General features: G+C 46.2%; 10 protein-coding genes and 1 pseudogene. 3 read left to right on the top strand and 8 right to left on the bottom strand.

Going from position 1 to position 12,304, the window contains the following annotated elements:
* Nucleotides 1-132 precede the first annotated feature (132 nt).
* Nucleotides 133-2,640, top strand: coding sequence for a WG repeat-containing protein (locus tag ACR32F_RS17155; RefSeq protein WP_440109008.1), 2,508 nt, complete (start codon nt 133-135; stop codon nt 2,638-2,640).
* 492 nt (nt 2,641-3,132) lie between these two features.
* Here the strand turns inward: ACR32F_RS17155 and ACR32F_RS17150 are convergent.
* Together ACR32F_RS17150 and ACR32F_RS17145 are read right to left on the bottom strand one after the other, a co-directional pair.
* Nucleotides 3,133-3,372 (bottom strand): annotated as a pseudogene (locus ACR32F_RS17150) (helix-turn-helix transcriptional regulator); the annotation flags it as partial.
* 15 nt (nt 3,373-3,387) lie between these two features.
* Nucleotides 3,388-4,008, bottom strand: a complete 621-nt coding sequence (locus ACR32F_RS17145) for a helix-turn-helix transcriptional regulator (RefSeq protein WP_440109006.1) — start codon at nt 4,006-4,008, stop codon at nt 3,388-3,390.
* A 196-nt stretch (nt 4,009-4,204) separates the two neighbouring features.
* Between ACR32F_RS17145 and ACR32F_RS17140 the strand changes: the two genes are divergently transcribed.
* Together ACR32F_RS17140 and ACR32F_RS17135 are read left to right on the top strand one after the other, a co-directional pair.
* Nucleotides 4,205-6,379, top strand: coding sequence for a glycoside hydrolase family 127 protein (locus ACR32F_RS17140; protein WP_440109004.1), 2,175 nt, complete (start codon nt 4,205-4,207; stop codon nt 6,377-6,379).
* On the top strand, nt 6,279-7,238 hold the full coding sequence (locus tag ACR32F_RS17135; RefSeq protein WP_440119919.1) for a glycoside-pentoside-hexuronide (GPH):cation symporter: 960 nt from the start codon (nt 6,279-6,281) through the stop codon (nt 7,236-7,238). Before ACR32F_RS17140 ends, ACR32F_RS17135 begins: the two co-directional genes overlap by 101 nt.
* Nucleotides 7,239-7,832: 594 nt before the next feature.
* On the opposite strand, the gene ACR32F_RS17130 is transcribed toward ACR32F_RS17135, so the two are convergent.
* The 6 genes from ACR32F_RS17130 to ACR32F_RS17105 form a co-directional block, all read right to left on the bottom strand.
* Nucleotides 7,833-8,054, bottom strand: a complete 222-nt coding sequence (locus ACR32F_RS17130; RefSeq protein WP_440109002.1) for a hypothetical protein — start codon at nt 8,052-8,054, stop codon at nt 7,833-7,835.
* A 141-nt stretch (nt 8,055-8,195) separates the two neighbouring features.
* The gene (locus ACR32F_RS17125; protein ID WP_440109000.1) at nt 8,196-8,540 is read right to left on the bottom strand and encodes a hypothetical protein; all 345 of its coding nucleotides are present in this window, start codon (nt 8,538-8,540) and stop codon (nt 8,196-8,198) included.
* Between the two features lie 28 nt (nt 8,541-8,568).
* Nucleotides 8,569-9,186 carry a TetR/AcrR family transcriptional regulator gene (locus ACR32F_RS17120; RefSeq protein WP_440108998.1) on the bottom strand — a complete coding sequence of 206 codons (618 nt, stop codon included), beginning with the start codon at nt 9,184-9,186 and terminating at the stop codon, nt 8,569-8,571.
* Between the two features lie 152 nt (nt 9,187-9,338).
* Nucleotides 9,339-9,530, bottom strand: coding sequence for a hypothetical protein (locus tag ACR32F_RS17115; RefSeq protein ID WP_192267245.1), 192 nt, complete (start codon nt 9,528-9,530; stop codon nt 9,339-9,341).
* Nucleotides 9,531-9,559: 29 nt separating this feature from the next.
* Nucleotides 9,560-10,948: an amidase gene (locus ACR32F_RS17110; RefSeq protein WP_440108996.1), complete on the bottom strand. Its 1,389-nt coding sequence runs from the start codon at nt 10,946-10,948 to the stop codon at nt 9,560-9,562.
* Entirely contained in the window at nt 10,945-12,294 is a 1,350-nt protein-coding gene (locus tag ACR32F_RS17105) for an MFS transporter (RefSeq protein WP_440108994.1), read from the bottom strand. Before ACR32F_RS17105 ends, ACR32F_RS17110 begins: the two co-directional genes overlap by 4 nt.
* Between the last annotated feature and the right edge of the window lie 10 nt (nt 12,295-12,304).

Below are 12,304 nucleotides of genomic sequence, written 5' to 3'. Positions count from 1 at the left end.
TACATTCTTACAATGGCTTGAGACACTCTCACGTTCAATTTTTCAAAGTTAGCGGTTATATTCGTTCTGATGTCATATCCCGGTTTGTGATGCATACCATTAGGCGAATGCGGTCATAAGGGAGGAAATAACATGTCCATGAGCGAACCGCTGTTAACACAAATTGTGAATCAACATATTCCGGCTGGAGCAACAGTCGTCACCATTGATAAACCTGTCAAACATCCAGCCATCTATGCGTCAGATCTTACTGGTGACGGCATGCCGGAGATTGTTGCGGTATATCAGTTGGGCGGAGAATTGTTGCTGCTTGTTCTGAAGTTTTACGAGGGTAACTGGATCAAAATGTCTCTGACGAAGGGCATGGGTTATGGGGTAACTCTGCTGACAGCAGCACCCGTGACTTCAACCGTGAGGAACAATCTGATTGTCGGTTGGCAGATTGGAGCGATCTGGTCAAAGCTTGCTGTATACGAGTGGACGGAATCAGGACTGACAGATGTAGCACCAGAGGATATGTATTATAGCTATGCTGAGATCATTGATATGCCTAGTCAGCATGGAAGAGATGGCAAAGTGGAGATTGCACTCTGGATTCACGACACAGGGGAGGCCTATCGGGTCGAGATCATCCGATGGCAAAATGGGAAATGGGTTCCTTCACCGGATGTATATCTCTATTACTACCCTAAGGTGGTACAGTACTATGAGAAATTGACCCAGCATTATCCTGATTACACCTTCTACTGGTACTATCTTGCGGATGCTCAGTATCATGCGGGATTATTGCCAGCGGCGCTTGTTTCCGTCCAGAAGGCCCTTAGCTTTGCTAATCCATACCCTTCCAGAGAGGTGTTACTTGAACTGGAAAAGAAGATTAGGCAGGCCATGGGAATGGGTAGTCATGAGCGTGAAACGACGTGGTTATTTCCGGTTTCCGTAAGAACAACAGCCGGAACCAAGTGGGGGTATATGGATGCGCATGGTCGTATCCGACTTCAACCGGTACTGGATGATGCCCAGAATTTCCAGCAGAACGGTTTGGCTGTTGTTGTAAAGGACGGGAAAGCGGGCGTCATCAATCTTAGTGGGCAGTATGTCGTTCAATCTGTATACGATTCCATTAACGATTTCGCAGAAGGTCGGGCTATTGTTATTGATTCCCAAGGATTCAAGATGATTAACGAACAGGGTACTGTGTTGACCAAACGTGCATATTCGTATATTTCAAATCTGGAGGACGGGCGAGCTTTGTTTTATGATTCAGACAACAGCCAGTCAGGAGGGATAGTCAGTCTGTATGGCTATTTAGACACCGTCGGTAATGAGGTGATTCGAGCACAGTTCGCGTCGGCGAACGATTTTCAGGATGGCAAAGCGGTTGTGCAGATCAAGGATAATGAATTTGCGCTCATTGATCGGAATGGTCAAAGACTGGCGACTTATCCATATGCCTATGTGGGGCCACTGGGGGAAGGGCTGCTTGCTTTTCAAAAAGAGACTTCGGGTAAATATGGGTATATCGATGAACGGGGTAATATTCGTATACAGCCCCAGTTTACATCGGCATTTCCTTTCAGTGGTGGGCAAGCGATCGTAAATACAGCGGAGGATTACAAGTCAACGTATGGCGTCATTAATCTGCAAGGTACATTCATCATCCAGCCGACCTACAATGACATTCGAGATCTTGGGGAACAACGGCTTGCGCTAGGTAACGCCATTGATCCGGAGCAACCGTTTATTGGCTCTGTGTACGCGATTGCAGATGTCAGCGGCAGAAGACTTTCGGAATTTGTATATCGGGATGTCCGCAATTACAAAGGTGGGCTGGCCTCCGCATCGGATGCGAGACAGACGTATCTGCTGGATTTGAGCGGACGGCCTGCACAAGGATATCCCCGTGTTGAAGGCTCGGGTACATTGGAAGTTGTGGCGCCTGATTTGATCAAGGCCTATGTGGATCAGCGTTTATCCTATGTGAACCGGGCCGGACAGATGATCTGGCGGCAAAATACAATCGTACCGCTTCGCTCGCCTTATCGTGTGCGAGAAGAGAAGTATAAGCCCAATCCGGATTACCTCGTCTATTATCCACAGGTGGAGGGCATGACGGATCAAGCGGCACAACTTGCGGTAAATGCCAAGTTAAAGACCCTTTCTCAGGTTAAGCCCATACCTGCTGATCAGAAGCTGGACTATACGTACACAGGAGATTTTGATATATCTTTTTATCAGCAACAACTGCTTCAACTGAAACTTACGGGTTACAACTATCCATTTGGTGCGGCACATGGCATGCCTACGATGGTTTATGCAATTATTAATTTGGGCAGTGGTCAGATGTATGAACTGAAGGATTTATTTAAACCGAATAGTGACTATGTCAAAGTGTTGAGCCAGATTGTGGGAGATCAGATTAAGAATGATCCGCAGTACTCCTACGTGTTTCCAGATACCTATGAGGGCATTAGTCCGAATCAGCCCTTTTTTGTCACAGCAGATGCTCTGCATCTCTACTTCAGTCCTTATGAGATCGCTCCTTATGTGGCGGGATTTCCGACGTTCACGATTTCTTTTGCCCAGATCAAGGATATCATTGATACAGAGGGGTCGTTCTGGAGAGCTTTTCATATGTGAGAGCCCATTCACAGGTTAAGCGATGAGGCCATATGTCCAATATGGCTTCTTCAGCTCTCATGTACAGAGTCAAAGTTTGGATTAAGGTATGATATCGGCAGAATAGGTGTAGATGCTATCTTTTTAAGCACCGGACCCCTGCAAAAAAATGAGAAATAGCCATGTTAGATGATCCAATATACATGGGACCTGATGAGTTCTCCATGAGCGGAACATCAATCCTTCCGGCACGTACACAAATCTAAGAGCTGGCAAATGAACATGCAATAAGCATTAAAGAGGCCGTTCTGTCCAAAGGGGAATTGAATATATGGAAAAAGCAATGATCAAGGAGCAGCGAATACAGCTAATGCGCTGTATTCGCTGAGGGAAGCGTCTGCCAGTAAGTTTTCCGGCAGGCGCATTTTTGTTGAGCCTGCAATGCAAGTTGTTAAGCCGGTGGGTATGCATTGGAGTGGTATGTTAAAAATCATCGTACTCCCGGCAAAGTACTTAATCCACAGGCTTGGAATGCTGCTTTCTATATTGCTGAGGCGATACGCCGAATCTCTTTTTGAAGCAGCGGGAGAAGTAGCTGATTTGCGAAAATGCGGTTTCTTCCGCAATCCGCTGTATGAACCAGTCCGTTTGAAGCAACAGGCTGCGAGCCTGTTCCAGGCGGTACATCAGCAAATATTCAAGAGGCGTACAATGAAAGACTGTTTTCATGCATCTTGCCAAGTAATTTTCATGGACATGAAAACGACTTTAGAGCTGTTTATTCGTTATTGGCGTTTTATAGTTTTGTTTCAGATAGATTTCAATCTGTTCTGCTAGTTGAGTGGAGGAATCCTTGTGATTCTGATTATTTTCCAGGCCTTGTAACACCTTCATAAATGTCTGCTGGGTTTCCCAAAGGGCGAGCTTTCTCGGCTTCAACGTTGTACTCAGCAGTAAATCGAGCATTTCAAACAGTTCGCCGGAGTTCACGATTTGCTGATATTTGGGCAGGTGAATGGTTGTGTGCTCTGCATAATAATGCAGCTTGGAGACGGGCTCCTTAGGTATGATCATCTGTGGTTCGGTTTGGCATAGCCAACTGTTATTCGTCTGAAAATGGAACCAGTAAAAGGACGTGTTCTCATGGCATGGCTTCACAGGAAAATGGTGCTTGTCCGGTTCCAGAATAAGAGCATGATTGGAATACATTGTCCACATACAATCCTCCTCACCTAAATAAAGCGTGCCCTCCTTGACAAGGATGACATCGAAATAGCCCAATCGGTAGCGGTTCGGGTGTTGCTCTCCAGGACGGTATGTCGTGACATTGCCCTCAATGAAGAATGGAAACGGAGGGACTAAAAAGGATAAAGCTTCGGTGTATCCCATAGATGTAAAGCTCCTTAAGTGTGAAATTGTGCAAATATTAGTTAAAGGACGGGATTATTTCGGGCTCGGTGCATTGTTAGAATCAAAGTGTAAAGAGATTCGGAAGCATGTTTGAAGCCTCTGCTTTAATTTACTTTACCTCTATAGAGAACAAAATGAAAGCGCTGCATACAAGCTTGAAAGGATGATGTGTATCATGAAAACGGCTAATCCCGTCAAGGGCGTTCGCGTGAACGATGTCTTTTGGAAAAAATATAAACGAATTGTAGCAGAGGAGGTCATTCCTTATCAGTGGAAAGCTTTAAACGATGAACTGCCGGACACTGAACCAAGCCATGCCATTAAAAATTTCAAAATTGCCGCTGGGGAATCAAGCGGAGAATATTACGGATCGGTGTTTCAGGATAGCGATGTAGCTAAATGGCTTGAAACAGTGGCATTTAGCCTGCGAGATCATCCTAACGAGGAACTGGAACAGCGTGCGGATGAGGTTATTGCGCTGCTGGGCAGGGCTCAGGCAGAGGATGGTTATCTGAACACCTATTACATGTTGAAGGAACCAAACAATCGCTGGACCAACCTTAGGGATAACCATGAATTGTACTGCGCGGGACATTTCATCGAAGCTGCGGTCGCTTATTACGAAACTACAGGTAAAATCGAATTTCTGCACATCATGGAGAAGTACGTGAGCCTGATTGAGCAGGAATTTGGTGAAGAAGACGGCAAACTGAACGGATATCCAGGACATGAAGAAATCGAACTGGCGCTTGTTAAACTGTACGACGCGACCCACAATGAACGATATTTGAAATTAGCCCAATACTTTATAAACCAGCGTGGTCAGCATCCGATATATTTTGAAGAAGAGAAGGAGATGCGGAAAAATATCAAAACAGCACCAACCTGGAATGATGACAACCATATCAATTTCGGGCTCGGCTATGAGTATCAACAAGCTCATCAACCGGTCCGGGACCAGGAGGAGGCAGTAGGCCACGCGGTCCGGGCCATGTATTTATACATTGCGATGGCGGATCTAGCAGACAAAACAGGGGATGAATCGCTAAAGAAGGCATGTCAGATGTTGTGGGATGATGTAACGCAACAGAAGATGTACATCACTGGAGGCATCGGCTCTGCCCATAATGGAGAGGCATTTACTTGCAGTCACGATCTGCCTAACGACAGCATGTATTGTGAAACCTGCGCATCGGTCGGACTCGCGTTTTGGGCTAATCGGATGCTTCGTCTCGACCCGGATCGGAAGTATGCGGATGTTCTGGAACGGGCTCTTTATAACGGTACGCTCAGCGGCATGGACCTGGACGGACAGCGATTTTTCTATGTCAATCCCTTAGAGGTCAATCCTCATCAAAAAGGAAGGAAGGACCAGGAACATGTGAAACCTGAACGTCAAAAATGGTTTTTCTGCGCCTGTTGTCCGCCGAACCTGGCACGGATGATCGTCTCCGTGGAAGATCATGTGTACACACAGACAGAGAATATGCTTTACGCGCATTTATATATCGCGGGAAAGGTCGACATTCAGTTTGGAAATACACAGGTTGAAATCGTGCAATTTCATGAGTACCCTTGGAACGGGCAAATCATGATGAACGTGAATCCGGAAGAGCCGGTTTCCTTTACCATTGCATTACGAATTCCCGGATGGTGCAGAAAGACAAAAGTGCACATAAACGGGGAAGAGATTGCTGTGGATCAGTTGGAAAAAGGTTATTTGAAACTTAGCCGAACATGGTATCCGGGAGATCGGATCTCTCTAGTGCTGGACATGCCGGTTGAGCGAATCCGGAGCAATCCGCTAGTATCCATGAATCAAGGTCAAACGGTACTACAACGCGGACCAGTTGTCTACTGCTTGGAAGAAACGGATAACAAGGGGAATTTGGCGGCCCTGCGACTTCCAAAAGAAAGTGAAATTGCAGCAAATCTGGATAGGGAACTGCTGGGCGGTGTAGTCAAACTGACAGCGGAAGGCTATCGTGTAAAACCAATCACTGAACTGTACAGTTCAGCGGAATCGGCGTTAGAAGCCAAGACGATTACTGCTGTTCCTTATTATGCTTGGTGTAATCGGGAAAAAGGTGAAATGCGCGTATGGATATTCGAAATGTATTCCCAGCCCAAAAAAAGAGAAGAGGTAGATCATGAGCACCCAGCAGGCAGAAGCAAGCGCATCTGTACCACTGCACCGCAAGCTCAGCTATTCGCTGACGGATACCGCGGGCAATCTCTTATATTGTGTTATATCCAGTTATTTGTTGTACTTTTACACAGACGTTTTCGGGATATCGATCGGGGTAGCGGGCACGCTACTCTTTATTACCCGGTTTATCGATGCGATTGATGCTCCATTATGGGGGATATTGATTGACCGGACTAAATCAAAATACGGTCAGAGCAGGCCGTATTTTCTATGGCTATGCGTCCCGTTTGCGCTATTTATGGTGCTTACATTCACAACGCCGGATTTAAGCAATACGGGCAAGATGATCTACGCATACGTGACATACATTATAGCCGGGATTTTGTATACCGGCATTAGCACACTGATCACTTCCATTCTTCCGAATTTGACGACAAACTCGAACGAGCGGGTAGTGCTGAATTCTTTCCGTATGGTGGGCGGAAATATAGGCTTTTTCATCGCGACGACCTTTACGCTTCCCCTTGTGGAGTACTTTGGGCAGAGAAGTGACCAGAAAGGGTTTACGTTTACGATGGTCCTGTTTGGATTGGCTGCAGTAGTCATGTTCTTGATTGCATTCAGGGATTTGAAGGAAGTGACAACCGAGAAAGTGAAATCGATCCCGATCCGTGAAAGCTTTGGGGCGATTAAGCGAAATTGGCCTTGGATGCTGGTAGTGGCGGCAAATTTGTGTTATTGGATAGGATTAAATATCCGTTCCTCTACAGTCATTTTCTACTTTGAAAATAACCTGGGCAGAAAGGATTTAGTACCGCTTATTAACGGCATTACCTCGATCCAGCTGCTTTCCATGGTTTTGATTCCGTTTTTTGTAAAGAAAATGAGTAAGAACCCGGTAATGGTAATTGGTTTTATTCTGGCCGCGTTTGGCCAGGTTGTGATTTTGGCGGGCGATACGAACCTGAACCTGATCATTGCGGGTTGGATTCTCGGCGCATTGGGATCGGGCTTTGCTTGTTCAATGCCTTTTGCGATGCTTTCCGATACGGTTGACTAAGGAGAATGGAAAAACGGCATTCGTGCGAGCGGTTTTCTAACCTCTATTGGAAGCGCCTTCTGCATAAAGGCAGGGAGCGGGCTTGGCGGATTGCTGCCGGCCAGCATTATGGGCAGCTTCGGTTACGTTGCCGGACAGACGCAATCGCCGCCATATAGTAATGGCGACTTTTTCCCTTCACACATTTATCCATATAAAATGAAAAATGTTTCGGGTGAAATAGATCAAAGAAGTCATATTTATTTATACAGACTTAACTTATGTAGGGAGACTATACAACGTTTATGGCCAAAAACGAGAAAGGCAGAAGAGCGTATACGTGAGGTGGTTAAAGAACGATTGGCCCCGCCAAATATGCGTGTAAAAACGTTCGCGGAGCAGGTAGCGTGTTTACACGAACTACAGCCAAAAGAAACTCCAAGACATATTCACAAAACTCGTATTTTGTACATATGTATAGAATATGTTCTTGTCTCTCGACACCCTTTTTGTCTCCGCATTTCTGAGGACAAGAACTTGTACCGTTAAAGGACAACCAAAAATAAAAAAAACCTTATTTTATAAGGATTTTCTTGGTGGGTATCTTTATGTCATTCAACAACCTATGACCACTTCGATCTCCCATGCTTCTGTATAGTCTCTAGGCAGCGTCATACCATTTCCAATATCCTTTTGTGTACTGTGTGTGTTGACGGTCACTGGTGAGTGGTCTATTCCATTTGTGACTCGCCAGATGACCTCACCATTAACGCCCCACTTACTTCTTAGTTTGGAAAGAGGTGTATTCGCCAGGTCTCTAATAGTTCGGATGCCCATCTTCCAAAGATGTTTTCCATTCTGGAGCCAATCCTCCACATATCGCGGATGGGCTTATCTCCTATGTGAAGGTGTAACACCTCTTTCTTTAAGTGGAAAATGCCCCCCTCTGCTTTTTTAGCAATCATATCGCAGCACAATTTACTGATGACTTTGTTTCACCAATGCCGCTCTCGCGTAAACACCTGTTTCATTATAGATTTTGTCTTGAATTTGCTTGGCTAAATCGAATTGAATGGTTTCACTTTGTGAGCTCGTGTTTACCACGATAAATGTCTCATCTTTGGCCAGCGTTTTCTTCAATAAAGCTGGTTCTGATGCAGAGTAATAGGTTGCCTTTTCTACATCTCCCGTAAAAGTTACTGAATTCCCCGTAACCGTAACAACTAGCCTTCCGTTGCTAGGGATTGACCTTGACGTAACAACTGACTCTAGATCATGACCAACGCCTTCTCCTTCGTCATTGTAAGCTGCGTAGTTCTGCATGTTGTGTGGCTTTGGGCCAGCCCCTCAATTAATGTCTATGAGCTTTTAAACCTTCGATAAATATGCGTTGTAAACCATCAAGAACTCGTTGGCTCGTAAAGCCTTCATCTTGGAGATGGTAATCGATATTGTGAAGCACGGCCAGCAGGGCTTCAATGGTATATGGAATGTCCACCCCGGATACGTCTCCCCGTTCAACGGCCTCATTTAGCAGATTTCTGCTTATATTGCGCATCCATTGGCATAACGGAGATTGTAGCGGACGATGCCCGGTTGAGGCCCGACTGACCTCACAGAGCCAAGGAACTTTCGCCTCTAAAAAAGAAACATATCTTACGATTACGTGGTAGAGCCGGTCCAAGGCAGCGGTTTCCGGGGGTTGATCAAGAAATGCTTGAACTTCATCAAACAAGGGTTGGTATTCTTCACATGCGATCTCCTGACAGATGTCGCCCTTATCTGAGTAGCGGCGGTATAAGCTTGCTTGTCCGACTCCAGCAGTCTTCGCAATCTGATGCATATTGACATTGTCAACACCGTTTTTGATGAAAAGTTCTCTAGCTGACGCTAAAATTCGTCTTCGGTTTAACTCCTCTCTGGGAATTTTCAGAGAGGCAGGTTGCGATTCTGAATTCACTATAAACATCTCCCTTCATCTTAAATTAACTGTTATTTAATACGAAAAACGGACGATATGTCCGTCTCTCGTGTATTGGACATGTTGTCCGTTTTTCGTATTATAATACATTTCGTGAAAAATTAAAAATACATTCATTTGGGGGACCGATGTATTTTTTTTTATTTGTTGGTATAGTACCTTTTGTGAATGGGAGGCAAAAGCGGTTCAATGCCCGTTAGGTCCAGTTCCTTCAAACTTGCAATCGTAGGAATAAACTGCTCGTACGTTTTTTTGTTGTCGCTCGCCGTATCTGTTCCGGTTACGGTCGATGCTTTCCTGTTAACTTCAGAGTCGAGTTGCTTCTGTTCCATAGGATACCCTCCATCAAATTTAGTCAGGCTTACAAATCCGGATGTCTCTTGTGCCAGTCGGTATTCATCTCATAAGTATTGCCGATACCTAGTACAGTCGCTTCCTCGAAGGGGCGGCCAATCAATTGCATATTAATCGGCAGACCAGAAGGTGAGAAACCGCAAGGCATGCTCAGGCTAGGCAAGCCGGTCAAATTGGTCGGAACCGTAAATGAGTTCAATCTGAATACACTAGTAGTATCATCTGCACGCGGCGCGGTGATCGGTGTTGCCGGCGTCAACAGGATGTCGATTCCGGACAAAGCATTCAAAAAATCATTGACAATTAGTTGCCGGGCCCGCTGAGACTGGAGGTAAATGGAAGCCGGAATATCTCTACTGCTTTCAAGAAACATTCGGACATCCGGACCATACTGTTCCAAATCTGTCTCAAGCCACTTCTCGTGATTCGAGAACATCTCCGTCATCATAATGGCCATCGTCGCGCTTTGGGCATGTTTGATCATGGGTAGGCTGACTTCGATGATTTCCGCTCCCAGTTCACGGAATTTATTGATAGCGGCCTTCATCGCAGCTTCTACTTCCGGCATCAAATCCTCGTAATAGTAGCTTGTCGGCAATCCGATACGTACACCCCTGAGACCATTCGGATACATCTTGATACCTGGCGCAGGCAGATCGACCGTCGATTCATCCTTCGGATCGAAGCCTGACATCACATCCAAGCACAGGGACGCATCCATGACGCTTCGGGTCAACGGACCCGAGTGGTCCAATGACCAGGCCATTGGAATGATACCATACCGGCTGACCCGACCGTACGTCGGCTTCATTCCTACGACGCCGCACAATGCGGCGGGTATGCGGATCGATCCTCCGGTATCCGAGCCTGTTCCCAGATAAGCAAGTCCAGCCGCCAAAGCAGAAGCCGAGCCGCCGCTTGAACCTCCCGGTACAAGTTCAGTGTTCCACGGATTGAGGCAAGGACCGAAGTGCGGGCTAGTTGTTGTCAATCCCGCAGCGAACTCGTGAGTCTGTACTTTGCCTAGCAGAACTGTTCCAGCCTCATGTAGCTTAGTTGCAACCGTCGAATCGTAATCGGGGACGAAGCTGTTTAATATTTTTGAACCGGCAGTTGTTCGGATCCCTTTAGTGTAATATAGATCCTTATGAACGATGGGAATCCCGTGAAGGGGCCCTTTGTACCGACCATGCATAATATCGCGTTCCGTTTGCTTCGCTTGTTCAACCGCCAGCTCGGCCGTCTGGGTAACGAAAACGTTCAGTTTCGGATTCAAACGTTCGATGCGATGAAGTGCATGTTCCGTAATCTCTACCGGGGATATTTTCCTTGTCCGGATCCCTTCGGCTAGCTCATGAATAGCAGCAAAGGACAGTTGGGAATTTAATTTACTCATCTCGTCATCCTCCCTATCTTCGGACAAGTCGTCCGTCTACCCGCAGGATTTGTTTTTCTTGCCCATAAGTATGTCAGGATTGCCAACAGGGCAATGGTAAAATATACAACAGAAAAAGGTATCTTTAAATCAATCAGTCGGCTGACCAGCGCAGGACCGAATGCTCCGCCTAGCAGATAGGCCAGCGTGAAAATACTCATCCCCACACCCAGCTCAGCCGAACGGAGTGTCGTCGAAACTAAATTGCTGCTAGAGGTGAGGACACCGTTGAATCCAATCATAAGGATAATGATCAATAAAGCATCGAACCATGGCGGCAAATGTACGGATACACCAAGCAGTATAAATCCGCCGATGACGAGACTTTGCGATATGACAAGCACGCGGGAGCTTCCGAAACGATCCGTCCAACCTCCGATCCGGGATCCGAGCAAGGCTGCGCAAGCAGCACCGGGAAGCATCAGTAGACCGATTTTGCTAGTCGGTAAATGAAAGGCGTTCTTCATCATGACAGGAAAAGTAAAGGTTAACCCCGTGTTGCAAACGAAGGTAAGAAATCCAATTCCTAGAATTCGTCGGTAAGGAGCATTTTTCATGAAAGATGCATCGATAAATGGATCTTCTTTTTTCTGAATATGAGTACCGAACCATAGAAGAACTGCTGCTCCTGCAATGAGCATAAACCAATAGTTAGTAACCCCTAGCAATACAAACGCCAGTCCGGCGGAGAACAAAACAGCTCCGAGAATATCGAATGAACCGCGGTCGTGTTTCTTGCTTGGAACATATTTGAATACCAAAGGGATAACAAATAGGCTTAGACTGGACACGATGAACAAAGCGCGCCAGCCAAAGTATTGCTCCACGAAACCGCCGAACACAGGCCCGAAGCCGGAAGCAAAGGCAATTGTGGCGGACAACGTTCCCAGTACCCGTCCCTTGACGGCAGGCTTAAAATATAGGGTTACTGCCGCATAAGACAGGGGCGAGATGGACGAAGCCCCTGCTGCTTGCATTAATCTCCCAATAATGACTTGCAAGTATGAAGCTGCAAAGAAGCCGATCATAGAGCCGAAAGCAAAAAGGATTAAACCACTGACATACAGCTGACGGAAGGAAAAGGACTCCGTTAACTTGCCGTAAGTACCGGCGCCGATGGCCATCAAAATGCTATATCCGACCATGACCCAGCTTACTTGCGAAGAGGTCAGAGCAAAGTCAGCGGAAATCGACGGTATAGCCAAGTTAAACATGGTCATATTGATGTTTCCGAAAATAATGAGTAAGCAAAGTGTCCCCATTAATTTCCGCTCATTACCGGATAAAGCCATTGATTGAGTATCCATAGCCTATTCC

Origin of the sequence: Paenibacillus hebaui (assembly GCF_051934385.1) — a bacterium.
In the GTDB taxonomy this organism is placed as follows: Bacteria; Bacillota; Bacilli; order Paenibacillales; family Paenibacillaceae; genus Paenibacillus.
Note: the sequence above shows the minus strand (reverse complement) of the source record. Positions and strands in the feature narration are given on the sequence as shown.